Below are 25,939 nucleotides of genomic sequence, written 5' to 3'. Positions count from 1 at the left end.
TTCTCACTCACACAGTTAACGCCTGCTTTACGGATTCAGCTACTCTTCTTTTCGCTCAATCAGTTCACGGATGCATTCCCATGTTCTTTCCCAAGATCTGCTTACAGCCAATGACAAATCCTCTCTGATGGTTCCAAATACAGTACTCCTTCCGATCATCACTTTTTCATACATATACAATATATTATGAAATTTTTGCTTATTTGTCAACTATATTATTTCTCCGATCATCACTGGACCCAATGGCTCTATGGCTTCAAAATCCGGATACCTGCTCAACAATTCCAGATGCTCAAAGCCAAATAGGATTTTTGTCAGATCCTGAATCCCAATACTTTTTTCCGGTATCTGGCTGGTTTTCTCTATGCCGCAGGACTCTTTTCCAATCCGGAAACAGAAATTACCATTCTGTTGCTCCAGATAATTATCCTGAATCCCGATCAAAAACTCGCATTCTTTTTTGCCTTTTAGCAAAGGAACCAAAAGGTCCAACCGAAGGATCCTAGCCATAATGGAGGCTCCCTTTCCATTCTCTCCTCCATCCACTGTCATTTCGATCTGCTTCCCAGGAAAATATCCTGCAATGGCTGCCTTCATTTGATCTGGGTCCTGACAGAAAATCTGCCTTACATATACCGTTTCTTCCTGTCCATAGCAGCAAAAACCGACGATCTTTCCTGCATCCTTTAATATCAGAAGCTCTCCATCCTCACTTTCACACTCTTCCCGAAGCTGAAGAAGATACGCCTTTCCCAACTTGGTATATACTCCAAAATGTTCTTTTAAAAATCCTTCCAGAAATACAGATGCCTCAGCGAATTCTTCTTTCGTCAAAGGGACCAGACCCTCTTTACCACCTTCTCCTGTCATTGTTTCTACAGCAAATCTCTGTATAAATGCAAAATCAAAAGGTTCATAATAAGCCCTATCTGCCGGCATAAGGTACGTAAAGATTTCCCCTCGTTCTGCCATATCCTTCATACAGCGAACCAGCATATTCCTCATTACCCCCTGTCTCCGACATTTTTCTAATGTGGCCACTCCAACAATATAATGCAGCGGATAGGAAGCTTCTCCAACCTGAACCACATAGGGATTCAAATGAATCATACCGACTACTTCTTCATCCCATTCTTCCGTCAACACCTGATTTTTGGGATACATAGATTGATAATAGAAATCTTCATATCTTTTGGGATCTCCAAAAATACTGCGCCACATCTCTCTAAGAATTGGTTCCTTTTCTTTCTTCTCATCATAGCTAAGCTTCATGATTATCCCCTCTTACATCCAGGACAGCCATCACAGCCCATCTCTGCCATTGGATCAATATATTGATAATTGGCCACCGGGGAAATTAAAGATACTGCCTGTGCGCTGATTCCTTCTCCTTTTCCGGTGAATCCAAGCCCCTCTTCCGTCGTTGCCTTTATGTTCACCTGACTAATATCAATCCCCAATACCCTTGCAACGTTTTCTCTCATCATCGGAATATGAGGAGCCATCTTAGGTCTCTGTGCGATAATCGTAGCATCTACATTTTCAATATAATAATTTTCCTGATCCAGAAGCTCTTTGGCTGATGCCAGCAATTTTAAACTATCTGCACCTTTGTACTTTGGATCAGAGTCAGGAAAATGTTTTCCAATATCTCCCAAAGCTGCTGCCCCTAAAATAGCATCCGTAATCGCATGCAGAAGTACATCTGCATCCGAATGTCCCAACAGCCCTTTCTCATAAGGAATCTTCACACCTCCAATGATCAGATCTCTTCCTTCTACCAATTTGTGGACATCATATCCCATTCCAACACGCATAATGGTCTCTCCTTTTCTTCTCTTTATTTTCCACTTTTTCAGAATATTTTATTTGAAACGATTATAACATCCCTTTCTACAAATCACAACCACCGGCTCAGCCGGTGGTTTGTACTTGCCCTATAAGGGCAAATTACCGGCACTAGAGTCTAAAGACTCATCGAATGGTTCGCCAACTGCAACATCATTTACCTATGGAGCCCTAAAGGGCTCATTTTATTTATTTGCTTTTACTGGCTCACCCGTAAACGGGTCAATATACTCTTTTAGTGTCATTTGATCATATTCTAAATCCTCTTTTAACTGATTTTGAATATACTCTTGTATTTTCTTTGCATTCTTCCCTACAGTATCTACATAATATCCTCGACACCAGAAATGTCTATTTCCATATTTATACTTTAAATTTGCATGTCGTTCGAATATCATGAGTGTACTTTTTCCCTTTAAATACCCTACAAAACTTGAAACACTTATACTTGGCGGAATCCTCACCAGCATATGTACATGATCTGGACAGATTTCTGCCTCCACTATTTCTACACCTTTTCTTTTGCATAGCATACTCAGAATATTAGCTATATCTTGTTTTAACTTTCCGTATGCCACTTTTCTTCTATATTTTGGTGCAAAAACAATATGATACTTACAATTCCATTTTGTATGTGATAAACTACTAATATCCATTTGGATAACCTCCTTTGATTTTATGTGGTTGGCGAACCAACATAATTATATCATTGGAGGTTTTTTACTGTAAGCTGAAGCAATGCTGACTCACCGGCTGAGCCGGTGGTTTCTTTGTTCCTCAAAGTTTCGTTTCTCTGCCTGAGAAACTCCACAATGATGAACAGGCTTAAAGCCTAACAAGGAAAAGACCTCAGAAATATTTTCTGAGGTCTTAAGATAGCGACGGGCAGATTCGAACTGCCGACACCACGGGTATGAACCGTGTGCTCTAGCCAACTGAGCTACATCGCCATATATAAAGTTTTATTGAAGAAAAATGGGACCAACAGGGCTCGAACCTGTGACCCCCTGCTTGTAAGGCAGGTGCTCTCCCAGCTGAGCTATGATCCCATTGTCTCAACGACAAGATTTAGTATATCCTAACATACTACAAAAGTCAAGCATTTTTTATAATTTTTTTATTTTACTTCCAGTACTGGATTTTTCTACAATAATTTGCGCCTCAATCTTTTCCTTCAATTCTACCACATGAGAAATAATACCAATGGTTCTTCCCGTCCCGGAAAGTGTCTTAAGAACCTCCACCGCCTGCTCCAGTGATTCTTCATCCAGGGATCCAAAGCCTTCATCAATAAATAACATTTCAATCTGAATTCCCCCTGCATAGCTCTGTACAACATCACTTAAGCCTAATGCAAGACACAATGCTGCTTTAAAGGACTCTCCACCGGATAAAGACTTCACACTTCTCTTTTTCCCTGTATAATAATCCAATACTTCAATATCCAGATGATTTTTCTTTCTTCCATCGCTCAGTTCTTCTATACGGTATAATTCATAACGGCCATTTGACATGATAAGAAGCCGCTGATTGGCCGCTTTTAAAATATCATCAAAATATGCCATGAGTACGTATTGCTCAAATTTCAAAGAGCGCGAATTTTTTCCATTTACCAGTTGATCCACATCCCCTGCAATGCCATATTGGTCTTCCAGTTTTTTCTTCTTTTCATTCTTATCCTGAAAAGAACGGATCGCATCTTGCGTTTGTTTTCCCTTTCCATGAAGAATCTGTATACGCTCTTTATTTTTTCTACGCACATCTTCTATTTCTGTTTTGAGAGGCAGCCTTTCCTCTGTCAGATTTTCTTTCACAGCTTTTAACTGTTTTTCCTTTTCATCCAACACAGCACTATGAGCTCTTTCTTCCTGAAGCAATTTCTGCATGTTATCCTGCTCCTGCTCCCATTGATGTTGCCATGTATTCAGTCTCTCCTGTTCTTTATTTACCATGCCCTGGACAGTCTCATAATCTGGAATGTCTTTGGGTAAAGATGCTCCCAAGGTCTTCCTGATTCCGGACAACTCCATCGCCCTTTCTGACAACTTTTGATATCTTTCCTTATATGTCTGTTCCTCTTTGGAATATTCTTCTAAACTGGTTTCTAATTGTCGGCTTTTGGTTCCAATAACTGCGAATGCTTTTTTCTTCTTATTCATTTCACTCAGCTTATCGTGAACCTCCTTCTCCCGCCTGATAACTTCCTGCTGTCTTTCCTCCCTTGTAGTCTGTCCAAGAACTTCTTTACGCTCCTGATCCAGTTGCTTCTTCCATTGCCCAACTGCCTCTTTTCGTCCCTTTGCCAGAGATAAGGCCTTAAGAAAGCTCTGTTCTTCCTGGTTCCACCTTTTCTTTTGTATTTCTACTTGTTCCTTAGACGGAACCCCATGTGCTATTTCTGCTGTTTTCGGATGATTTTTCGATCCGCACACCGGACATGGCTCATTCTCCTTCAGACCTGCCGCCAGAATTCCTGCCATTCCATCCTGAAAAAGCGCCTGAAGCTGCTCATATGTCTGTTTTTCTTTTTCTCTCCTATCCTTTGCCCTCAGATAATCCTTCTGAGCCTCCAATAGCTTGGCCTCCAGAATTTCTCCTTCTCGTTCTTTTCGAAGGAGCCCTTCTAACTGGTTTTTTTCCTGCTGGATTCGTTCTTTCTCAATCATCCATCTTGCTTCTTCTGAAAAAAGTTTCGGTTCTTCCAGAAGTTCTATCTTCCACTTATGTAGCTGTTCTTTTTTTTGCTCCATATCATTTTGAAGCTTTTCCAATTGCTCTTTATGCTCTTCGGCCTGAATTTGTATTTTCTTCTCTTCACTTTCGACTTCCACCACTTTCTGAAGCTGCTCTAACCATTGCTCCATTTCCTGTAACTGCCTTTTCTTCTTTTCCTGTTCTTCCTTTTGCCCTTCCAACTCCTGAAGTCTTTGGGCACGCTGACCCTTTTCCTGTTGAAGCCACTTCAGTTTTTGCTCTATCTGCTCCTTTTCTTCTTTGATTTTCTCTAATTGGAGCTTCCATTCTTCTTGCTGTTTCACTATAAGAAGCAATCGTTCCAGCTTCTGTTGTTCTTCTTCCAGTTCCTTTTCTTCCTCTTGCCACTTTTTTCTTTCCGCTTTTGCGATCGTAAGAAAAGAAGAAAGATCCCCTTTTTTTCTGGCATCTTTCGCATCCGTACTTTCCACAGGAATCATATCTGCTGCTTCTTCCATCTTAAAATTCAGTTCTTTGATCTGATTTCTCAGATTTCTGGCTTTTTCGCCGGCAAGAATCTGTACTTTCTCATAAATCTGTGTCTGAAAGATATTTCTTAAGATTTCCACCCGTTCATTGACCTTTTTGCTGTCATCAACGATCAACAGTTTCTGAAATTCCCCCTGAGCGATCATGGACAACTGCTTAAATTGCCGATATCCAATAGATAAAATTTCCTGAATTTTTTCATTTACCCTTCCAACACCGGTAATCACCTGATCGTCATACTTTAACATCGCCTGCTCATTGGCTGTTACAGTTCCTTCCCCTCTTTTTTTCGGGCGTACATACCTTGGGCTTCTTCGTACCATATATTCTTTGTTCTTATGCAAAAATGTAAACTCTACATAAGTATCCATATTCCGGTCTGCAAAATCGCTGCGCAAGGAATCCTTCGAACGTACACTGCCACTGACTTCTCCATAAAGAGCATAGGTAATTCCATCGAAAATTGTAGTTTTCCCACTTCCAGTAGGTCCGGTAATCAGAAAAATTCCAGATGAATGATATTGACGAAAATCCACCTGCTCTTTCTGTGCATAAGGACCCCATGCACATAATGTGATGATTAACGGTTTCATAAGTCCTCCTCCATCTCTTCCAGCAGCATCTTCATATAATCGCTTCTGGTTTTCTCTTTTTCTCCTCTGACTTCTTCCAAAAAGGAATCAAATAACTCTAACGGCGTGCGTTCCTGCATCTGCACCTTTTGAATTTCTCCCTGATATTTTTGTTCATTTTTTGAAAAAGTAATCTGCATCAAATTGGGATACACTCTGCGGAGCAATGCTGCCGGTTCCAGAATCTCCTCCTCATCTGTTAAGATGATCGATACATAATCATCTGGATTTGCCAGGCTTAAAACCTCATGGGACATCAAATCTTTACAGCTTCCCTTGATTCTTCTCATATCCCGCAAAGGTTTTAGTGGCAAAAGTTGTATAGACAACTGACCTTTTTCCTTTATTTCCAGCAATACGACCGATTTTTTATGATATTCCTCGGAGAATGAATATTTTAATGGAGAACCTGCATACCGGATTCGATCACTTCCTACCCGCTGTGGTCCATGAATATGCCCAAGAGCGGTATAGTCAAATGCTTCTAATAATACAGATGGAACCCGTTCCACCCCGCCCAGAGATAGCATTCGTTCAGAGTCACTGGTTTCCAGCTCTCCCTTTCCCGGAGTGACGAAAAGATGTGTTACCAAAAGATTCCGCACAGATGCATCCAACGGTGTTTCATCCAACAGGCATTGGAGAACCTGTTCATAGCCAGCCCCTCTCTCCAAAGAAAAAAGCTCCCTTCCCTCTGCAAGTCGAAAAAACGGTAGCAGATATATCCGTATCCTACCATATTCATCTTCTTTCTCAATATACGGAATCTGCTTTGTCAGATTTCCCTGAATATAAATCTGTTTTTTTTCTAAAATCCGATTTCCAAAGCTCAAGCGCTCTCTGGAATCATGATTCCCAGGTATTATATACACAGATATTCTACTTTGCTCCAACCGATACAAGAATTCATCAAACAGTTCCACTGCTTCCACTGATGGAATGGAGCGATCATAAATATCGCCCGCTATTAAAATTCCATCCACTGCATTTTCCTCTGCCATATGAAAAATCTGAGAGAGAATATAACGCTGATCCTCCAGCATAGAGTACTCATTTATTATTTTTCCAAGATGTAGATCACTAATATGTAAAAATTTCACCAAAGTCTCCCCTGTTAGTTTAATACAAATTTTTCGATTGCTTTTGCCACTCCATCCTCGTCATTGGAAGCTGTAATATAATCTGCAACCGCCTTTACTTCCTCTGTTCCGTTTGCCATGGCTACTGCAAACCCTGCCTCTTTTAACATCATAAGATCATTGTTGGCATCTCCACACGCCATAACTTCTTCTACTTTAAGTCCCAATATTGGAATCAACTGTCCAAGTGCCAACCCTTTACTACAGCCTACTCGACCCATCTCCAGATTATTGGATAAAGAGCTGACTGGATTGGCAATTCCACTTTTTTCCAGTTCTTCTCTGGCACGTTCTCTTTCATCTAAATCTGAAAAGAACATATTGATCTTTTCCACACTGACAGAGTGATTTTGTATGAATTCTTCCAACGTACCATCGATCACATTTCTTGTATTCCGCACCAATTCAAGCACCGGCTGTTCTATAATATAATCTTCCAAATGATCCATATATCTCTTCTCACAATAGCCTTTTCCATCTGCATAAATATCATGAGTGGCATGATATTTATCGCAAATCCGGATCAACTGTAATACTTCTTCTGTAGTAAAATGATTGGCTACTAATACTTTTTCTTCAGCACGATCATAACAGGTAGCACCATTGCAAAAAATCCCATAGCGCACACCAAGGTCTTTTAACTCCTGCGGAAGCCCATTGATAGCTCTTCCTGTTGCCGGAAGAATGATCACTCCCTGTTCTTTTGCTCTTTTTAATGTTTCTACGGTTTTTTGAGAACACTGCTTATTGGAATCCAGTAAAGTGCCATCCATATCAATAGCAACTAATTTTATCTGCTTCATAATTTTCCTCCTCTTTCTATACCATATAGTTCTGAACAATAATCTGAATGGTACGATTGCCCTGGAACTCGTTGATGCTCGGATAATACGTACACATGATATAAATTTGCTGATCTCTTCCACTATACATTCGTTCTACCTGTTGCTTTCCATGTTTTAGAGTCAGTTTTTCTTCAAATTCATCCACGCCCTGAAATAAAAGTGCCTCCATGATCTTTCCACTGGTATTTTGCACCTTCATCTTCAATACATTTTTCTTGGCACCTAATCGACGCGCACTTAAAACATGAAGATTCTTTTCTGCAAATATGGGCTTTGGATTTTCTTTTCCAAAAGGCTCCAACAATTCCAACTGTTCGATCAAATCCATATGAATATAATCGATGGGCATAGGAACATCAATGGATATCTTTCTTGTCAGTTCTTTTTCTGTTAAACGAGCATTTTTATTTAACCTTCTGCGAAATTCTGCCACATTCTCTTCTGGAAGAGACATACCTGCTGCCATTGGATGTCCACCAAATCGCAGCATTAAATCCTTCACTTCATTGAGTGCTTCGAACATATGATAGCCCTCGATGGATCTTCCGGACCCTTTTACTACCCCTTCCGCTTTGGTAAGAACAATGGTAGGTTTATAATACCGCTCTTTGATCCTTCCTGCAATAATTCCAGCCAGGCTTTCGTGACAATCCGGAAGATAGACCACCAGAACCTTATCCTCCTTTCGTCCCTGGTTTTCTACCATAGCAAATCCTTCTTTTACGCCATCCTCTGTCATGCTTTTTCGTTCCTCATTCAAATCTTTCAACTGTCCCGCCATAGTCAAAGCCTTCGATGGATCGCGCTCCATCAAAAGTCTGACGGCCATATCTGCCGATTCTAACCGTCCTGTCGCATTGATACACGGGCCAATCACAAATCCAAGATGGTAAGAAGAAATCTTTTTTCCTGCCAGACCATTTACCTCCATCAGTGCCTGAAGACCGGGATTATCTACTGCTGGCAGTCTATCCAATCCCACCTTTACCAATGCCCGATTTTCTCCTTTTAAGTCTACCACATCACAGACGGTAGCAATAGCTGCATACGGAACAAATTCTTCATAAGCATCTTCAGGAAATCCCATTAGATCATACAGCACCTGTACCAGCTTCATGGCCACAACTGCCCCACAAAGCTTATCAAAGGGATAGCCACAATCCGGCTGTTTTGGATTCACAATAGCATCCGCCTGAGATGAAAGATAGGTCTTTTCCCTCCCAGTCATCTCGTATGGAATATCATGATGGTCCGTTACCACAATCGTAAGTCCCAGCTTCTTTCCATGAGCAATCTGAGGGATGGCTGCGATACCATTATCACAGGTAACAATGGTATCGATTCCATCCGTCTTTGCCTGATCGATCAGTCGTTCATTGATACCATATCCATCGGCAATTCTATCTGGAATTCGAAAGTCTACCTCCATATTGCATCGTTTTAATGCCTTCCATAATATATAATTGGAAACGACTCCATCTACATCATAATCCGAAATAATCCTGATTTTTTTATGTGCTCTTCCTTTTTCCATCAGAATTCTGGCTGCCTTTTCCACATCTTTTAATAAATATGGAGAATGAAGGGATCGAAGATCCCCATACAGGTATTCTTCTACTGCCAAATCTCCGATAATATCCCGATTCCGTATAATCCTTGCAATGACAGGATCAATATGAAATTTTTTTCCTATGGCAAAAAAATCCGCTCTTTTTGCCTGCACAAACCATTTTTCCATAAACTTCCTTTACATAAAGAAGAGGAAAGAGCTCTTGTCTCCTTCCCCTTCCTGTCACAAATCCTATTAACGTCTTTTTTGTCTCTTTCCAGTTCGTTTTGCAGCTTTTTTCTCTTTTCTATTTCCAATAAGCCCCTTGGATACATCCACTCCTGATTTAGAGCTTACTGCTTTGCGTTTTCCTTTTTCTCTTTTCTTCATATAATACCATACTGGTCCAGTAATACATACAGAAGAATATGCACCACAGACAATACCAGCCATTAAGGTCAACGCAAATTCACGAATGCTGGAGGATCCCAGTAAGAACAGACACAATACCATAATAAATGTAGTAATAGAAGTATTGATCGTTCTTGTAAATGTCTGGTTGATACTTGTATTAACGATATCATCCAGTTCTTCGCCATCCATAGCTTTTAAATTCTCACGGATACGGTCGAAGATAATAATCGTAGCATTGATCGAATAACCAACAATAGTCAACATACATGCGATAAAATTACTTCCTACAGACAATCGTCCGATGGAATATACCGTAAGCACGACCAGTACGTCATGAAGCAATGCCAAAACTGCGCTTCCACCAAATTTAATATCTTTAAATCGAAATGCGATATATATCAACATACAAACAGTCGCAATGATAACAGCAATGATCGCATCCCGCTGCATCTCAGAACTAATGGTAGAGCTGATATTCTCGCATGCTACGCTCTTAGCATGGTAGTTCTTGGTAAGAGAACTTTCCAGCTTCTCTCTCTGCTCCAACGTAAGACTGACTGTCTTTATGATCATCTGGTTGCTGTCTGATACCTTCTGTGTTTGCACAGAAGAAGACTCAGAAACATCCTCATATAATTTCACAACCTTCTTCTCCAAGCTGCTGTTTAGCTTGGTATCTTTATCAAAGGTAACGGTAGATGATGTTCCGCCAGAAAACTCCAGGCTGAAATTCAACGGATGTCCAATATCCTTATCCGCTTTATTGATCGGCATAAAAGCAAATCCTGCCAGAATCACCACCAGTGATAAAATCATGCATTTTTTACTCAGCTTGGTATAATTAATCTTCTTTCCTTCTTTGATCTTTCCATAGAACCTGGTATCTTTAAAGCCAAAATAGTAAAATGCATAAGCTAAAATCCTGCTGACAACCAATGCAGTAAACATGGAAATCAGAATACCAATAGCCAATGTCTGTGCAAATCCTTTGACAGATCCTGAGCCTTTAAACCATAATACTGCTGCTGCGATCAAGGTTGTAATATTACCGTCTAAAATAGCAGAGCTCGCTTTACTAAATCCTTCTTTAATAGAAGTAAGTACACTCTTTCCAGTTGCAATCTCTTCCCGAATACGCGTATAAATAATAACATTGGCATCCACTGCCATACCAATAGTCAGAATAATACCTGCCAATCCTGGAAGTGTCAACGTAACATTAAATCCATTCAATGCCAGAAGCATCATTACAATATAGCTTACTAAGGCGATACTTGCGCATACTCCAGGAACCAGATATACGATCATCATAAAAATAGCTACCAGTGCAAACCCGATGGCACCGGCTTTTAATGTTGATGCAATGGCATTTGCTCCCAACTTCGCAGAAACCACATTAGAGCTTAATTCCTTTAACTCCACTGGAAGTGCCCCAATTCGAATGGAAGAAGCAAGATTTTCTGCTGCTTCAAAACTTTCCATTCCTTCAATGACACACTCTCCATTCTTAATCTCAGAATTAACAGATGGCGCACTTACAATCTGATTATCATAGATAATATAAATCTGCTGTCCTAAAAAGTTCTTTGTGGCAGTTGCAAATGCTTTGGTTCCCTCTTCATCAAATTCCAACGCTACATAATACTTCTTTGTACCATTGTCATCACCTGTCTGCGCCTCTGCAGATTTTACGTTAGAACCAGTTAATACTACCTGCCCATCTGGTGTCATAAAACTTAAGGTTCCTGGCTGACCCAATTCTTCTAAAATTGTATTGGCATCTGTCACCCCTGGAATCTCAATTTTAATTCGTTTATCACCTTCCTGATAAACTTCTGACTCCGTACTATAACCATCTACACGTTTCTGCAGTTTATAAATCGTATCGTCCATGTCCTTCTGAGAAATCTTTTTTCCCTGAACTTCATAGGTAATACTAACCCCTCCTGCAAGGTCAAGACCCAAATCAATATTTTGGGCGCTTCCCGTGTGCTTTTTTCCAATCCCCTGATAGCTGATAACGCCACCAGCAACGGTCAGAATGATTACAAGCAGAAAACCTAAAATGACTTTTCTCTTACTCTTTTTCATACTGTTATCCTTTCTTATTTTCTACTCCGCTAGAGCAGCCTTTATCATCAGTGCACATTCCACTCTCTTGCGCTCCATCTCACATCCAATGTCATAAGCATCATTTAATGTTCCATGGAACTTATAAGAATTAGCTGCACAACCGCCACTGCAATAAAATCTTGCAAAACAATCTTTACATTTTTCTTTTGTGTATACGTTACATCCTTTAAATTCATTTACCAATTCCTGCTTTTGAATGCCATCAAAGACATTCCCCAGTAGGAATCCATCTTCGCCAACGAATTGATGACACGGATATAGATCTCCCCATGGTGTTACGGCCAGATATTCGGTTCCAGAACCACATCCGGACAGACGCTTTGCCACACATGGACCTCCCGTTAGATCAATCATATAATGAAAAAATGTAAATCCTCTTCCCTCTTTTTCCCTTTTGATCATCTCTTTTGCCAAAAGATCATACTGTTCAAAAATCTTCGGCAAATCTTCCTCGCGAATGGCATAAGGAGCTTCCTCTTCTGCTACCACCGGTTCAATGGAAATCTCATCAAAGCCCAAATCAGCCATATGGAGAACATCCTCACAAAAATCCAGATTATTTCTTGTAAAAGTTCCTCTTACATAATAACTCTTACCGCCTCTTAACTTGGCAAACTTCTGAAATTTTGGAAGAATAATGTCATAACTGCCCTTTCCATTTGGAGTTGGGCGCATTAAATCGTGAATTTCCTTTCTTCCATCAATGCTCAGTACCACGTTGCTCATTTCTTTATTGGCGAATTCCATAATTTCATCATTTAGAAGCATTCCATTGGTCGTCAGCGTAAAACGGAACTTTTTATTATGTTCTTTTTCCAAACTTCTTCCATAAGCAACAATTTCTTTTACCACATCAAAATTCATCAATGGCTCTCCACCAAAGAAATCCACTTCCAAATTTACTCGATTTCCAGAATTCTCTACGAGAAAATCCAATGCCTTTTTCCCTACTTCAGAACTCATAAGGGAACGGTCGCCTTTATATTCTCCTTCTTCTGCAAAACAATATTTGCAGGCCAGGTTACAATCATGTGCAATATGTAAACACAATGCTTTTACAACAGTAGAACGCTTCTTCACATCAAAAATATAATCCTTATAAATATCTTCTGTGAAAAGCATTCCTTCTTCTTTCAATTCTTTTACTTCTTCAATTACTTCTCTTACTTCTTTTTCGTCATACTTGGATAATTTTTTTACAATTTCATCCTCGCTATTATCTTCAAATAACGCAATGACATCATAACTCAGATCATCAACAACATGGACAGATCCGCTGCACACATCTAAGACCATATTGTATCCATTATTCTTATATTGATGTACCACGATTTTTCTCCTTTAAACAGATCATGTTCTTTTCATAACGATGATATGGAGGCATCTGTAAAGGACGCCTCCATTTCTTTTTATGTTCTTATTTGTTTTCGCAGCTCTGATTTCCAACTGTACAAGATGTTTTACAAGCTGACTGGCAAGATGTCTGGCATTCTCCACATCCGCCCTTTTTCATAGTATTTTTTAAAGTTTTGTTTGTTAATGTTTTAATACGTTTCATGCTTTAACGCCTCCTCATTGTATAATATTTGTGCGCTGATACGCAGTTTCCCAACCAGCGACGGCCCTACCGACCCATCTTCGGCTGGATAAAGCTTATAGTATTATATCATATAATTTTTCTATTTAAAAGATTTTTTTCTAAGTCTCCTCTTCTCAAGACAGAATACCTCCCAGCATTCCTCCTCCAACACACATACCAAATACGGTTACAAGGCTTCCTGAAAAAATTTCAGCCTTTGGATAAAGAATCATTGATATGCCCAAAATAATCCCTATATAAAGCGTTCCAAACGCCAATCCAAACAAAAATCTTTGCCTTTTTACCTTTTTCCCTACATAAAATCCTCCGATTACCGTAGATAATATATAGGTAACAATAATACCAATATGAGATGCGTTCTCTCCCCACTCCAATCGATACAACAAAAATGCCAACACCATTAATAAGATACCAGTAATTATGTAAGCCAGCAAAAGTCCCTGCAATAACCTGATTCCTTTTTTCATCGGACCACCTCCTTCTATACCTATATGAAGGAGCATTGGATTTCATGCATTAGATGTGATAAACTAATGATAATTTACAAAAAAGAAAGAGGTCACTATTATGAGTTTTATTGATTTACATGTTCATTCCACCGCCTCTGATGGAACTCTGACTCCTGCCGATGTAGTAAAAGCTGCTAAAGACCAGGAACTTTGTGCCATAGCATTAACTGATCACGATACAGTAGCTGGAATTCCAGAGGCTTTACAAGCTGCCAAAGAATACCAAATCACACTGATTCCCGGAATTGAGGTCACCTGCCATGCCATGGGTAAAGAAATTCATATGTTGGGATTTTACTTAGACTACAAGGATTCCCTCCTGCTGGATCGATTAGAATCACTTAGGAAAAATCGAGCCAGCCGTAACGAACGCATGCTTGAGGCTTTTCAAAAAGATGGTTTTCCTATCACAATGGAAAAACTCCAGCATGGGAATCCAGATACTGTAATTACCCGTGCCCATTTTGCCCGAGTTTTGGTGGAAGAAGGAATTGTTTCCTCAAAGGATGCTGCTTTTCAAAAATATCTGGGTGAAGGCAAAAAGTATTACATTCCGCGCTCTGAAATCAAACCTGCTGACGCAATTCGCTATATCGTAGATGCTGGTGGAATTCCTGTTCTCGCCCACCCATATGAATATCACCTTTCCAATGCTCAGCTGATCTCATTGATCAGTGAATTAAAGGAACTTGGTCTAAAGGGAATCGAGGTCTACCACTCTAATAACTATCAGCAACAGAGCAGCTATTTAAGAGAACTGACTCACCAATTTCAACTGGTTGCTACCGGTGGCTCCGATTTTCATGGTGCCAATAAGCCAGATATCCAACTGGGAATTGGTCGTGGCGGATTACGGATTCACGAAAGCCTGTTGACAGAATTACAGCCCGAAAAATAATTTTGGGGCAAATAAAGCCGATTGGAAAAAGATACTTTATATCACTTCCAATCGGCTTTTCTTTCTTACTCTTCTGTATCTGCCTGTGGTTTATCCACTTCTTCAATACAATTTACATCCATAGGAATTCTACAATGTTTGTCATTACCAAATTCAACGATAACAACATCACCTTCAATCCCAAGAATAACTCCATAAAATCCGCTTGATGTCTTAATGCTGTCTCCGACTGCCAAAGAACTAATCAACTGTCTCTTTTTCTCGTCATACTTTTTCTGTGGTCTGATTGCCATAAAATACATAAGTACAGCACACACAACAAGGGCCATTACTGTCTGCATCATTGCACTATTCATGTTTCTTCCTCCATCTTATGATTATTTCTTATCATTTATTTGAAATCCTTCCAGTTTTGCTTTTTTATATTCCTGGAAACGACCTTCCTCAATCGCAAGGCGAATTTCTTCCATCATTGTATTATAAAAATACAAATTATGCAATACACAAAGACGCAATCCTAGCATTTCTTTCGCCTTTAATAAATGTCTGATATAAGCTCTGCTGTAGCTTCTACAAGCCGGACATTGACATCCTTCCTGAATTGGCCGAGCGTCTAGCTCATACTTTTTATTAAACAAATTGAGTTTTCCTTCATTGGTATATACATGACCATGACGTCCATTTCTCGTTGGGTATACACAATCAAAAAAATCTACCCCTCGTTCTACGCTTTCTAAAATATTCGCTGGAGTTCCCACTCCCATTAGATAAGTTGGCTTATTTTCTGGAAGGTATGGAACCGTCTCATCGAGAATACGATACATCTCTTCATGACTTTCTCCCACGGCAAGTCCCCCCAGTGCATATCCATCCAAATCCATCTCACTGATGGTCTTGGCATGCTGAATACGAATATCCTCAAAGGTACCTCCCTGATTAATTCCAAATAACAGCTGATGGGGATTCACTGTATCCTCAAGTGTATTCAACCGAGCCATCTCTTTTTTACACCGTTCTAACCATCTGGTCGTCCGATCTACAGAATTCTGCATATATTCTCTTGTCGCTGGATGAGGCGGACATTCATCAAACGCCATAGCAATAGTAGATCCTAAATTGGATTGAATCTGCATGCTCTCCTCTGGCCCCATAAAAATTTTATGTCCATCAATGTGAGACTGAAAATATACACCTTCTTCCTTAATCTTCCTTAGCCCTGCCAGGGAAAACACCTGAAAGCCACCAGAATCTGTCAAAATTGGTCTATCCCAAACCATAAACTTGTGAAGACCTCCAAACTGTTTGATCAGCTGGTCTCCTGTTCTGACATGGAGATGATACGTATTAGATAACTGCACCTGAGTCTTGATTTCTTTTAAATCGTCGGTGCTGACAGCACCTTTAATGGCTGCTACCGTTCCTACATTCATAAAAACCGGTGTTTCGATCACTCCATGTACTGTTGTCAGACGACCTCGTTTGGCTCTTCCATCCTTTTTCAATAATTCATACATCTTCATTCACCTATTATCGATTATAAAATTCACAAATACGATCTAAACGTGCAGTCATATTTAGTAAAAGTGCGTCCAAAATTGTGATTGCTGCCATAGATTCCACTACAACCACCGCTCTTGGCACAATAATCGGATCATGTCGTCCAGTTATCTCAATCTCTACTTCTTCCATATTGGTTGTGACCGTTTCCTGTACCTGTGCAATAGATGGTGTAGGCTTAAATGCCGTACGGAACACAATCTCGCTTCCATCCGTCATTCCACCTAAGGTCCCTCCAGAATGATTCGTTTTCTTTGCGATTGCTCCGTCTTCTGTTACATAGAAATTGTCATTGTTCGCCGCACCATTGGATTCGGCAACTGAAAAACCATCCCCGATCTCAAATCCTTTTACTGCACCAATAGAAAGAACTGCCTTTCCAAGATTCGCACTGATCTTTTCAAAAACTGGATCTCCAATCCCAGCAGGTACTCCCTGGATACGGCATTCTACAATCCCGCCAATGGAATTCTTGTTCTTCATCATCTCTTCTGCATATGCAGAAACTTTCTGCGCTGCCTCTTTGTCCGGCATATAAAAAGGATTCTGCATAATCTCTTCCCGGTCAAAACGATTCATATCCACTTCGATGCCTCCAATGGCCTTTGCGTAAGTGGTAAATACAATACCCATCTGTTCCAAAATCTTTGCAGCCACTGCACCAGCCGCCACACGACCAATCGTCTCTCTGGCAGAGGAGCGTCCTCCGCCACGATAATCACGAATTCCATATTTGGCATCAAACGTAAAATCTGCATGTCCCGGACGGTAGCAATTCATAATATTGCTGTAATCCTTTGAACGCTGATTCTGATTCATAACGATAAGGGAGACCGGTGTTCCTGTCGTCTTTCCCTCAAATACTCCTGATAAAATCTCTACCGTATCACTTTCTTTTCTTGGAGATACGAACTTTGACTGTCCTGGTTTTCGGCGATTTAGATAAATCTGAATATCTTCTTCACACAATGCAAGGCCGGCTGGTACTCCGTCAATTACAACCCCTACACCTTTTCCATGAGTTTCCCCCCATGTGGTAATTCGAAAAATTGTTCCAATGCTAGATCCTGCCATACTGCCTCCTATAACTTGATTCCAGATAATAAATCTGCAAGACTGGTGGATGCATCTCCATCTGCCTTGTACTCTTTTACTTCTGGTTCTGCCTCTTCTTCGTCAGTCTCTAATAACCCTTTCATAGACAAGCTAATCTTACCATCTTCAACTTTTAAAATACGTACTCTTACTTCCTGTCCCTGCTCTACTACCTCAGCTGCAGACTTAATTCTCTTTTCACAGAACTGAGAAATATGAACCAGACCACTGATTCCATCTCCAAGATCCACAAATGCCCCATAAGGTTTGATCGTTTCCACTTTTCCTTCTACTACAGTTCCTGGTACAAAAGCTGCGATCTTAGCCTGCTTTGCTTCTTCCGCTTTCATCATTTCCACTTCACGTACAGATAAAATCAGTCTCTTTTCCTCCTGACTCACCTCAATAATTTTAGCCTGAACCATTTTATGCAGATATGGATTAGTATCCTCAACATATCTTGTAGATAACTGAGATACCGGAATAAATCCGCGGATTCCTTCTACATACACGATCACGCCTGCATTCACAATTCCTTCTACCTTTAAATCCAATACGGTTCCTGCTTCATATATTTCTTCTAAATTATCCCATGCTTCCTGGACCTTTAATTCTTCTGACATTATATATACACTCCTTTTCTTTTAAATAATCATTAACACTAATTATAGCACATCCTGTCAAAAGAATATAGACATAAATTTTTCACCACCTATCGCAGCGGAAGTCTTCTCCCACGAGATAAATTATAACAGCCACGACCGTCCCAGCTTCACAAATAATAACATTCTACACATATTCTTCATTTCTTCCCACCCCAATCCGATTTTTTCTGATGAAAAATATCCTTTCTTTATACCGATGTATACCAACAGAAATAACATGATTCCAAACATCTTTTTTCTAATATATTTGATTGCCTGAACCCAGCGTTCAGCTCTTTCAGCTACAGAAATCCTTCGATAAATACGATCTAGATTATCTGTTCTACGTGCTTCCTTTTTTCGGATACAAGGACGTATGACAAAGTAAAAGAAAAGATTCTTCTTTTTCCTATTTAACTGCCACATAATCTGTCCAATGCTATAAATATCACTTTTCCTTCCAGGATTCCCCTGTAATAATTCCGGTGCTGCATAAGGCTTCGTTCCAAAACACCTTTTTCCCGCTCCGGGCTGGGTAATAGCACCAAAATCGATCAAAGTTATCTCATTTCTCTGATTTACCATAACATTCGCAGGCTTAATATCACAAAATACAATTTCTGGAAAGTTTTTTCGAATCCGATTCAGTTCTCTGACCATTGATTTCATAACGGAAATCCTTCTTAGCCTATCCAGCTTTCCTTCTGCAAGAAGCTGCCGTAAGGACCTTCCAGTTACATACTCCATCTGAATAGTCCAACACCCCTTTTTCCTTTCTACCCCATAAAAACACGGAACAGAAAATCCCTGCAGCTTCTCTAACCAAAATGCTTCCCAAAGCAGCGACTCTCTGCTTCTTTTTTCAACTACAAAGCATCCTTCTTCTTCCTTCCAGATTCGATATACTTTTCCACTTCCACCTGCTCCTATACATACGTCTTTCATCGAATTTCAATTCTCACTCCCGCCATATTATCTGCTTCTTTCCTCTTCAATGCCTGACGCCTCATTTTGTTTAAATTTCCATATTGACAATACTCCCGAATCTCCTGCTTGGAAAACGGTCGATATGCTCCATCGGTCAGTAATAACACATCCATACTCTGATCCACTTCTCCCATATATCGATCAGCCCTGACCTTCGTCTGACTTCCCACACTCTGCCACAAAATGTGCTTTTCCTTTTCCGGTGCCATTCCACCATGCCGTCTACGTTCATATAAGGTATGATCCCTGGTGCGATACATTCCCTTTTCCTTCAACCAATAGACTCTGCTGTCTCCCACATTCACAATCAGATATTTCCTATCCAGCATAAAATACAAGGCAATGGTGGTTCCTGTCCGAATTCCGTTACTGCAACTCGCTCTATAAAGATAACGATTGGCTTTCTGAAGATACTGATCCATCTTATCTCCCATTTGCTTCATAGACAGGTCCTTTTGTAAGAAATCAGGTAAATTTGACCAGAAACCTCCCACTATATAATCAATGGTCTTTCTGCTCGCCACTTCTCCCTTTGCCACTCCGCCAACTCCATCACACACCATAGCCAATACAACCTGCTTTCCCTGAAAGATTCCTTGCTTAACCCAATAAGCATCCTGATTCGCCCTTCCGGCACATCCTGCATCTATCATATACTCCAACTTGATCACTATATACTCCCCCTTCTCTTATCATTTCTCACAATGCTGAAATAGCTAAATATCCCACATAACCGATCAGTAAAAAAGGCGCGAAAGGAAGTGTGGTATTCTTTGAATATCCTCTCATCAATAACAGCCCAGAGCATCCCATAAGAATGAGAAAAGCCATCATTAAAATCCCCAGTATACGATCATACCCGGCAAGAAGCGCTGTCACCAACAAAAGCCAGATATCCCCAAGCCCTATGGTTTCCGGCCTAATCCTTCGACACAAAAAACATGCTCCCACTATAGCTCCTGCAAATAAAAAATCCCATATTCTTATCAACGATAAAATCTGTGCACCACGATATAACTTCCATATGTTGCAACAAAAACAGTATGATAATCCTATCCCCATGTAGATAAGAGGAATTCTCCTTTCACTCATGTCCTTGTAAGCAACTACACCAAGAAACAGCAATAAGAACATCTTTCGCCCCTCCATTCTTCCATTTATTTACAATTATATACATAAAATTCCATTTGTCAATCATTTTTTAATAAAATAAAAAGGAACACTCCTTTATATGAAGTGTCCCTTAAATACACTATAAACTTTTTATTTGCTTCGTTTTCTTAAAATCACAACAATCAGACCAATAATCAGAATGCACACTGGAATTCCAATTACAGACACAAAGGATACTGCCTGAACTGCTGCTGTCGTATAAGTAGCCGTATCATTGGATACCTCTTTGGCCTTAATAGAGATTTTTTCCTCCTGATCGGTCATGCCATTGACACAATTTGATACAAAATCAGAATTGGTTCCTGAAACATATTGATCAATTTCTTCCATCATCATACTTGGAGATCCAATTGCTACAACCTGAATCTCTCCATCATCGTTCATTGACTCTGCTGCTACTGAGAATGGTCCATTGATATCGCCACTTTCTTTGTCCACTGTTTCACTTTCTAAATTCACCTTAGAATAAGCACCATCACTGGTAGATAACAGAGCGCTTGCATTTCCTGTTAATGTAAATCCCTTGCTGACCGGCATCAAAATATAAGATTTATTCTCTGCCAAAGCGCTGGTAATATCCGTGGCTTCTATGGTTGGAAGGAGATAGGTTGGATATCCCTGCATGTACATAGAGCCATCTGTCTCAACCACAATACCATCGTTGATACCAATTCCATAAGAATCCAGTATCGATTCAAAGTTCTTTAAAGTATCCGCATCTGTATTACATACATAGAAGAGCTTGCCGCCATTATTCAGGTATTTTTTTACTTTTTTCATATCCGCAGAGTTAATATCTGATGTTGGTCCATTAATCATCAAAATCTCACAATCTTCTGGTACTTTCGATTCCGTCAACAGATTTAGCTCTTTAAATTCATAATTGTCCCTTTCGATACTGCTCTGGAAAGAGGAATCAAGCTCCAATTCACCATGACCAGACAACAAATAAATAACTGGCGTATCATCTGATGTTACATAATTAATAGCAGAAGTCACAGATGGCTCCAGCGTAACTTCCGTACTGTAATTTCCGCTGTCATCCATAGATGTTCCAACAAAGTCATTTGGAGAAATATATTTTCCCTTTTCTCCGCAAACAACAATGATTCCACCCTCTTCTGCAGTTCCTGAAGAAACATATTTTTTTGCAAAGTTCGGATATAACTCCATATCGCGGAATTTGACCGAAACATGCTTGGAATTCTTTTTGTATTGATTTACAATTTTTAAATAACCATCATCTGTATTTTTTTTGCTGGATAAGAAATAGATTGTTACATCCTGATCCAGGTTCTTTACAATTTTTTTAGACTGTTCAGACAGTGTATATAGCTTATTATCTGTCACATCGTAGCTCCAGTCTGTTTTGGTGATCAGAACATTTGCCAATATTGCAATCATTATGACCAGAACAATAGAAGTGGCTGAGAATGCACCTAACGCTTTTTTTGTTTTTACTCCGACTGGAACTGTCTGGTTTTTTTCTTTTTTCTTTCTATTTTTAATTTTAAAATTCATATCCATCGTTCCTCCTTATTTCCATCTTCTACGCTCTAATATCTGTGTTCCAATAAACAAAGAAGCAACAATAAAAGATACATAATATACCACAGAAGATGCATTTAATACTCCGCTAATAAAATCGTTAAATCGATCTAGCAAAGAAAACCAGGATACGATATTGGAAATTCCATTGTCAAAAATTTCTGATTTCCACACATACATGCCCACTATAATCCCAATTGGAACAACTCCGGATATCAGTGCGATCCGAATATCCTTTGTCTCACTGTAAAACAGCCATGCCAGAAGGAGTACTAAAATCACCAAGAACACAACTGTGAAAATTCCACTTGATGGGAACATATCCGTAATATTTGGAAGAAGATACATGACAATAAAAATGGCAAAACTTAAGAGTGCTGCTACCATCTGATGTTCTGTCACACAGGAAATCAACAGTCCTATGGCCATCAGTCCTGCTCCAAATAAAAAGACTCCAAGAAAGCCTGATGCAGTCATCGGCCAGTTTACTTTTCCAAACAAGCTGAGCATTAATGGAAATAATGCAATCAAGAGCAAGGATATTACAAAGACTGTAAGAGATGCCAGATATTTTCCCACAATAATTTCCCATGTACGTACCGGTGCTGTAAATAAAAGCTGATCCGTTTTCTGCCGCTTTTCCTCAGAAATCAATTTCATTGTTAAAATTGGAATTGTGATCAAAAAGATGGTAGATACACTTCCCAATACATAATAGGAAAAATTGGTTGTTGCATTTAATACACAGTAGTATATATAATAAATCCCAATGGCTACCGTAAAAAAGGCAAGATAAATATATCCTATCATAGACTGAAAATAGCTTTTCAATTCTTTTAAATAAATCGCTTTCATATTATTTCGCTTCCTCACTTTCTTTTCCTGTTAGTTGCAGGAAGACATCTTCTAAGGATTTTGTCTCCTGTTCCATATTCAGAACTGGTATTTTCTTTTCCGCAAAATAAAAGAACAGCTGATCTCTCATATCCTCTTCACTCTTCATTTCTGCTCTGATTCTCCATTGCTCTTCTTCCAGCTCTTCCATATCATAAGAAACAAAACATTTACATTCCTTTACTGCACTTTTTACTTTTTCCTGTTCTCCTTTTACTGTCAGCCAAATGACTTCTTTATTGGTAAACTGTTCCTCCAGTTCTTCTGCTGTACCTCTGGCAATTACCTTTCCTTGATCAATGATCACCACACTGTCACAGATCGCGCTGATTTCTGATAAAATGTGTGAGCTTAAAATAATCGTATGATCTTTTGCAAGATCTTTGATCAGTTTTCTCATTCTGATAATCTGATTTGGATCTAAACCTACGGTGGGCTCATCTAAAATCAATAGTTTCGGTTCTCCAAGAAGCGCCTGAGCCAATCCAACCCTCTGCTTATATCCTTTGGATAGATACTTGATCAAGCGGTTTTCGTATTCTTTTACTTCTACCAATTCCATAACCTGCTCTACCTGCTTCTTTCTTTCCGCTTTTTTCAGTTTTTTTAACTGCGCCACAAAATTCAGATATTCTTTTACCTTCATATCCATATACAGTGGTGGAATCTCTGGAAGATATCCAATGGATTTTTTCGTTTCTATAGGTTCTGTTAAAATATCATGTCCATTGATTTTAACTTCCCCACTGGTTGCAGACAGGTATCCGGTCATAATATTCATGGTGGTTGACTTTCCAGCACCATTTGGTCCAAGAAGTCCCATAATTTCCCCTTCTTTTACCGTTAAGTCAATGCCCTGAAGTGCTGTTTTATTTCCATATTTTTTTACTAAATTAGTAATCTGAATCATTGCAAACTCCCTTTCTTTTATTTCTGGAGTCTATTATATACTATAAATGCGAACACTTTGTGAACATTTCACAGACAATCAAAAAGAATCCTGTTTTGCAGGATTTTACGCCTTTCATAAAAAATACCCCTGCGTCCATTTAAGTGACCAGAGGTATTCTTACTTATTCTAATACTGTTCCACAATAATTACAGAATTTACTTTCCGCATCTATCGTCTTCCCACAATTTGGGCATGGCTTCTTACCCTTTAACTGTTGAATTTCTTCCTCAATATTCTTAATATTATTCAGATGTGCTTCTATCTGATTAAAATCATCCAGATCTGCTTCTGATGGAACTTCTTTGGTAGACTCATATAAACGCTGTCCAATTCTTGCATAACAATCCTTTAATTCCTGTTCTTCTCTACGAAGCTCAGCCGTCTTCATCGTTAAATCTGCAACTTCTTTTGCCTTATCTGCTGCCTGCTTTCCGGCTGCAGACAAATTTTTTTGTAAATCATCAAAAAATGCCATACAAACTCCGTCCTTTCTGCTATATTTTATTACTTTTATTTTACCATATTTATCATATTTCATATACCTTTTGTTTTTTCACAACCAAAAGAAAAAGAGGTAGAAAAACTCTACCTCTAAAATAAACCTTTCAAAGCCTAAATACCTAAAATCTTCTTTACTTCTGCAAGCATCTGATCTTTCTCACATACGGTATCGTGAAGAACTGGAGCTGTACGAATCTCCTCAATTGCTTTTGGCACTGGAGTTCTAGAAATCTTACTTAATTCATCCACCAATTCAAAATCGGTCTTGCTGTCATATGCAGGATCAATGGCATTCATGACACTTCTTGTAAATTTATATGGACTTGCAGTAGACGCAATTACCGTTGGAGTACGATCATCAGTCTTTTCGATATACTGATAATATCCCTGAGCTGCTACTGCAGTATGCGTATCCATAACATAACCAATATCGTTATACATACGTTTAATTGCTTTTGCTGTATCCTCTTCTGTGGTATAGACGCCAACAAAGTCATTTAAATTTTTCTTCATCTCGTCTGTAATGGTATACTTACCATCTTCTGACAATGCCTTCATAAGCTCTGCGCATTTTTCTGCATCATCCCCTGCAATCTTATAAATCAGACGCTCTAAGTTGCTGGAAATCAGGATGTCCATAGATGGAGAAGAAGTTAAAATAAATTCTCTATTCTTATCATATGTACCCGTCTGGAAGAAATCAAATAGCACTTTATTCTCATTGGAAGCACAAATAAAAGTCTTAATTGGAATTCCCATCTGTTTTGCGTAATAAGCAGCCAAAATGTTACCAAAGTTTCCTGTAGGCACTACCACATTCATCGCTGTTCCTTTGGATACTACATTATTAGACACTAATTTTGCATAGGAGTATACATAATATACAATCTGAGGAACCAGACGTCCAATATTAATGGAATTTGCAGAAGAAAACTGATATCCAGCTGCATCCATCTCTTTTGCAAGTTCTACATCAGAGAACATCTTTTTCACACCTGTCTGTGCATCATCAAAGTTTCCTTTGATTCCAACAACATATGTATTATCTCCTTTTTGAGTTACCATCTGTTTTTCCTGGATCGGACTTACGCCATCTTTTGGATAAAATACGATAATCTTTGTTCCAGGAACATCTGCAAATCCCGCCAAAGCTGCTTTTCCAGTATCACCAGAAGTTGCTGTTAAAATAACGATTTCGTTCTTTACATTATTCTTCTTCGCTGCAGTTACAAGTAAATATGGAAGAATAGAAAGTGCCATATCCTTAAATGCAATCGTAGAACCATGGAATAATTGCATATGATAAGCCTCTCCGGCTTTAATAATCGGTACAATATCCGGTGTATCGAACTTATCATCGTATGCATGTTCAATACAGTACTTTAATTCTTCTTCTGTAAAGTCAGTAAAAAACTGCTTCATAACTGCATAGGCCGTTTCCTGATAGTTCATTCTTACCAACTCATCAATGCCAACATCCAGCTTTGGAATCTCAGTTGGTACAAAAAGTCCGCTATTATTGGCAAGTCCTTTTAAAATTGCCTGAGAAGCCGTTGCTGTTTCGTTATCATTTCTTGTACTTCTATAAATTAAGTCCATCTTATCCATCCTTTTCTATATTGTAATTTTTCTTCTGACTAAGTGCCACTATTATATCACAGCTTATTCTTTGCCGTCTATGCATTTTTCGCTGAATCTATCCACTATTTTTATAAATTTTTCGATTTCTTCAACAAATTTGTGCCTCTTTTCTAATTTTTTAACCACCATCTATGACG

24 protein-coding genes, 2 tRNA genes and 1 other annotated feature (1 of these 27 cut by a window edge) are annotated in these 25,939 nt (G+C 39.2%); of the genes, 1 reads left to right on the top strand and 25 read right to left on the bottom strand.

Annotation, left to right across the window (positions count from 1 at the left end; translation table 11 throughout):
- Positions 1-168: a binding site (T-box leader), on the bottom strand; it reaches 56 nt to the left of the window's first position.
- Positions 169-210: 42 nt separating this feature from the next.
- The 13 genes from BHF69_RS02980 to BHF69_RS02920 all read right to left on the bottom strand — a co-directional run bounded on the left by BHF69_RS02980 (position 211) and on the right by BHF69_RS02920 (position 13,870).
- Entirely contained in the window at positions 211-1,272 is a 1,062-nt protein-coding gene (locus tag BHF69_RS02980) for a GNAT family N-acetyltransferase (protein WP_075669588.1), read from the bottom strand.
- 2 nt (positions 1,273-1,274) lie between these two features.
- Complete coding sequence (ispF, locus tag BHF69_RS02975) at positions 1,275-1,817, bottom strand: 2-C-methyl-D-erythritol 2,4-cyclodiphosphate synthase (RefSeq protein WP_075669587.1); 543 nt, start codon at positions 1,815-1,817, stop codon at positions 1,275-1,277.
- A gap of 216 nt (positions 1,818-2,033) precedes the next feature.
- Positions 2,034-2,504, bottom strand: a complete 471-nt coding sequence (tnpA, locus tag BHF69_RS02970) for an IS200/IS605 family transposase (protein ID WP_075669051.1) — start codon at positions 2,502-2,504, stop codon at positions 2,034-2,036.
- 220 nt (positions 2,505-2,724) lie between these two features.
- Positions 2,725-2,798 (bottom strand) — tRNA-Met (locus tag BHF69_RS02965).
- A gap of 26 nt (positions 2,799-2,824) precedes the next feature.
- Positions 2,825-2,897: transfer RNA gene (locus BHF69_RS02960), tRNA-Val, on the bottom strand.
- A 57-nt stretch (positions 2,898-2,954) separates the two neighbouring features.
- Entirely contained in the window at positions 2,955-5,684 is a 2,730-nt protein-coding gene (locus BHF69_RS02955; RefSeq protein WP_075669586.1) for an AAA family ATPase, read from the bottom strand.
- On the bottom strand, positions 5,681-6,823 hold the full coding sequence (locus BHF69_RS02950) for an exonuclease SbcCD subunit D (protein WP_075669585.1): 1,143 nt from the start codon (positions 6,821-6,823) through the stop codon (positions 5,681-5,683). Before BHF69_RS02950 ends, BHF69_RS02955 begins: the two co-directional genes overlap by 4 nt.
- Positions 6,824-6,837: 14 nt before the next feature.
- Complete coding sequence (locus BHF69_RS02945; RefSeq protein WP_075669584.1) at positions 6,838-7,665, bottom strand: Cof-type HAD-IIB family hydrolase; 828 nt, start codon at positions 7,663-7,665, stop codon at positions 6,838-6,840.
- A 16-nt stretch (positions 7,666-7,681) separates the two neighbouring features.
- The gene (gene recJ, locus BHF69_RS02940; protein ID WP_075669583.1) at positions 7,682-9,445 is read right to left on the bottom strand and encodes a single-stranded-DNA-specific exonuclease RecJ; all 1,764 of its coding nucleotides are present in this window, start codon (positions 9,443-9,445) and stop codon (positions 7,682-7,684) included.
- 66 nt (positions 9,446-9,511) lie between these two features.
- Positions 9,512-11,761, bottom strand: a complete 2,250-nt coding sequence (locus BHF69_RS02935) for a protein translocase subunit SecDF (protein WP_075669582.1) — start codon at positions 11,759-11,761, stop codon at positions 9,512-9,514.
- 21 nt (positions 11,762-11,782) lie between these two features.
- Positions 11,783-13,132, bottom strand: coding sequence for a thioether cross-link-forming SCIFF peptide maturase (scfB, locus tag BHF69_RS02930; protein ID WP_075669581.1), 1,350 nt, complete (start codon positions 13,130-13,132; stop codon positions 11,783-11,785).
- An 88-nt stretch (positions 13,133-13,220) separates the two neighbouring features.
- Positions 13,221-13,361, bottom strand: a complete 141-nt coding sequence (gene scfA, locus BHF69_RS02925; protein ID WP_075669580.1) for a six-cysteine ranthipeptide SCIFF — start codon at positions 13,359-13,361, stop codon at positions 13,221-13,223.
- A gap of 155 nt (positions 13,362-13,516) precedes the next feature.
- On the bottom strand, positions 13,517-13,870 hold the full coding sequence (locus BHF69_RS02920; protein WP_158022544.1) for a TIGR04086 family membrane protein: 354 nt from the start codon (positions 13,868-13,870) through the stop codon (positions 13,517-13,519).
- A 100-nt stretch (positions 13,871-13,970) separates the two neighbouring features.
- Between BHF69_RS02920 and BHF69_RS02915 the strand changes: the two genes are divergently transcribed.
- The gene (locus BHF69_RS02915) at positions 13,971-14,810 is read left to right on the top strand and encodes a PHP domain-containing protein (RefSeq protein WP_075669579.1); all 840 of its coding nucleotides are present in this window, start codon (positions 13,971-13,973) and stop codon (positions 14,808-14,810) included.
- Positions 14,811-14,875: 65 nt separating this feature from the next.
- Here BHF69_RS02915 and yajC read toward each other — a convergent pair whose 3' ends face one another.
- From yajC to thrC, 12 genes are all read right to left on the bottom strand, one after another.
- Entirely contained in the window at positions 14,876-15,166 is a 291-nt protein-coding gene (gene yajC, locus BHF69_RS02910) for a preprotein translocase subunit YajC (RefSeq protein WP_075669578.1), read from the bottom strand.
- Between the two features lie 21 nt (positions 15,167-15,187).
- Complete coding sequence (tgt, locus tag BHF69_RS02905; RefSeq protein ID WP_075669577.1) at positions 15,188-16,324, bottom strand: tRNA guanosine(34) transglycosylase Tgt; 1,137 nt, start codon at positions 16,322-16,324, stop codon at positions 15,188-15,190.
- 13 nt (positions 16,325-16,337) lie between these two features.
- On the bottom strand, positions 16,338-17,441 hold the full coding sequence (gene aroC / locus BHF69_RS02900; RefSeq protein WP_075669576.1) for a chorismate synthase: 1,104 nt from the start codon (positions 17,439-17,441) through the stop codon (positions 16,338-16,340).
- A gap of 8 nt (positions 17,442-17,449) precedes the next feature.
- Complete coding sequence (locus tag BHF69_RS02895; protein WP_083650982.1) at positions 17,450-18,085, bottom strand: S1 RNA-binding domain-containing protein; 636 nt, start codon at positions 18,083-18,085, stop codon at positions 17,450-17,452.
- A gap of 123 nt (positions 18,086-18,208) precedes the next feature.
- Positions 18,209-19,051, bottom strand: coding sequence for a protein kinase domain-containing protein (locus BHF69_RS02890; RefSeq protein WP_075669574.1), 843 nt, complete (start codon positions 19,049-19,051; stop codon positions 18,209-18,211).
- Positions 19,048-19,764 carry a PP2C family protein-serine/threonine phosphatase gene (locus BHF69_RS02885; RefSeq protein WP_075669573.1) on the bottom strand — a complete coding sequence of 239 codons (717 nt, stop codon included), beginning with the start codon at positions 19,762-19,764 and terminating at the stop codon, positions 19,048-19,050. Before BHF69_RS02885 ends, BHF69_RS02890 begins: the two co-directional genes overlap by 4 nt.
- A 28-nt stretch (positions 19,765-19,792) precedes the next feature.
- Positions 19,793-20,227, bottom strand: coding sequence for a prepilin peptidase (locus BHF69_RS02880; protein ID WP_075669572.1), 435 nt, complete (start codon positions 20,225-20,227; stop codon positions 19,793-19,795).
- Positions 20,228-20,356: 129 nt separating this feature from the next.
- On the bottom strand, positions 20,357-21,787 hold the full coding sequence (locus tag BHF69_RS02875; RefSeq protein ID WP_158022543.1) for a GldG family protein: 1,431 nt from the start codon (positions 21,785-21,787) through the stop codon (positions 20,357-20,359).
- A gap of 15 nt (positions 21,788-21,802) precedes the next feature.
- A complete protein-coding gene (locus BHF69_RS02870) occupies positions 21,803-22,669 on the bottom strand; it encodes an ABC transporter permease (RefSeq protein ID WP_075669570.1) in 867 nt (288 codons plus the stop codon).
- Between the two features lies 1 nt (position 22,670).
- Positions 22,671-23,618 (bottom strand): ABC transporter ATP-binding protein, encoded by a 948-nt coding sequence (locus tag BHF69_RS02865; protein ID WP_075669569.1) that lies wholly within the window; start codon positions 23,616-23,618, stop codon positions 22,671-22,673.
- A 163-nt stretch (positions 23,619-23,781) separates the two neighbouring features.
- Positions 23,782-24,135 (bottom strand): zinc ribbon domain-containing protein, encoded by a 354-nt coding sequence (locus BHF69_RS02860; protein WP_075669568.1) that lies wholly within the window; start codon positions 24,133-24,135, stop codon positions 23,782-23,784.
- A gap of 137 nt (positions 24,136-24,272) precedes the next feature.
- Positions 24,273-25,760, bottom strand: a complete 1,488-nt coding sequence (gene thrC / locus BHF69_RS02855; RefSeq protein WP_075669567.1) for a threonine synthase — start codon at positions 25,758-25,760, stop codon at positions 24,273-24,275.
- Positions 25,761-25,939: the final 179 nt, after the last annotated feature.

The organism is Anaerostipes sp. 992a (assembly GCF_001940245.1).
Lineage (GTDB): Bacteria > Bacillota > Clostridia > Lachnospirales > Lachnospiraceae > Fimousia.
The sequence above is the reverse complement of the archived record's forward strand: the minus strand, read 5'-3'. Positions and strand labels throughout refer to the sequence as shown.

Coding starts and splice junctions, on each gene's coding strand:
- BHF69_RS02980 (WP_075669588.1), bottom strand. CDS start 1,272: ATGAAGCTTAGCTATGATGAGAAGAAAGAAAAGGAACCAATTCTTAGA.
- ispF (WP_075669587.1), bottom strand. CDS start 1,817: ATGCGTGTTGGAATGGGATATGATGTCCACAAATTGGTAGAAGGAAGA.
- tnpA (WP_075669051.1), bottom strand. CDS start 2,504: ATGGATATTAGTAGTTTATCACATACAAAATGGAATTGTAAGTATCAT.
- BHF69_RS02955 (WP_075669586.1), bottom strand. CDS start 5,684: ATGAAACCGTTAATCATCACATTATGTGCATGGGGTCCTTATGCACAG.
- BHF69_RS02945 (WP_075669584.1), bottom strand. CDS start 7,665: ATGAAGCAGATAAAATTAGTTGCTATTGATATGGATGGCACTTTACTG.
- recJ (WP_075669583.1), bottom strand. CDS start 9,445: ATGGAAAAATGGTTTGTGCAGGCAAAAAGAGCGGATTTTTTTGCCATA.
- BHF69_RS02935 (WP_075669582.1), bottom strand. CDS start 11,761: ATGAAAAAGAGTAAGAGAAAAGTCATTTTAGGTTTTCTGCTTGTAATC.
- scfA (WP_075669580.1), bottom strand. CDS start 13,361: ATGAAACGTATTAAAACATTAACAAACAAAACTTTAAAAAATACTATG.
- BHF69_RS02920 (WP_158022544.1), bottom strand. CDS start 13,870: ATGAAAAAAGGAATCAGGTTATTGCAGGGACTTTTGCTGGCTTACATA.
- BHF69_RS02915 (WP_075669579.1), top strand. CDS start 13,971: ATGAGTTTTATTGATTTACATGTTCATTCCACCGCCTCTGATGGAACT.
- yajC (WP_075669578.1), bottom strand. CDS start 15,166: ATGAATAGTGCAATGATGCAGACAGTAATGGCCCTTGTTGTGTGTGCT.
- tgt (WP_075669577.1), bottom strand. CDS start 16,324: ATGTATGAATTATTGAAAAAGGATGGAAGAGCCAAACGAGGTCGTCTG.
- aroC (WP_075669576.1), bottom strand. CDS start 17,441: ATGGCAGGATCTAGCATTGGAACAATTTTTCGAATTACCACATGGGGG.
- BHF69_RS02895 (WP_083650982.1), bottom strand. CDS start 18,085: ATGTCAGAAGAATTAAAGGTCCAGGAAGCATGGGATAATTTAGAAGAA.
- BHF69_RS02890 (WP_075669574.1), bottom strand. CDS start 19,051: ATGAAAGACGTATGTATAGGAGCAGGTGGAAGTGGAAAAGTATATCGA.
- BHF69_RS02880 (WP_075669572.1), bottom strand. CDS start 20,227: ATGTTCTTATTGCTGTTTCTTGGTGTAGTTGCTTACAAGGACATGAGT.
- BHF69_RS02875 (WP_158022543.1), bottom strand. CDS start 21,787: ATGAATTTTAAAATTAAAAATAGAAAGAAAAAAGAAAAAAACCAGACA.
- BHF69_RS02870 (WP_075669570.1), bottom strand. CDS start 22,669: ATGAAAGCGATTTATTTAAAAGAATTGAAAAGCTATTTTCAGTCTATG.
- BHF69_RS02865 (WP_075669569.1), bottom strand. CDS start 23,618: ATGATTCAGATTACTAATTTAGTAAAAAAATATGGAAATAAAACAGCA.
- BHF69_RS02860 (WP_075669568.1), bottom strand. CDS start 24,135: ATGGCATTTTTTGATGATTTACAAAAAAATTTGTCTGCAGCCGGAAAG.
- thrC (WP_075669567.1), bottom strand. CDS start 25,760: ATGGACTTAATTTATAGAAGTACAAGAAATGATAACGAAACAGCAACG.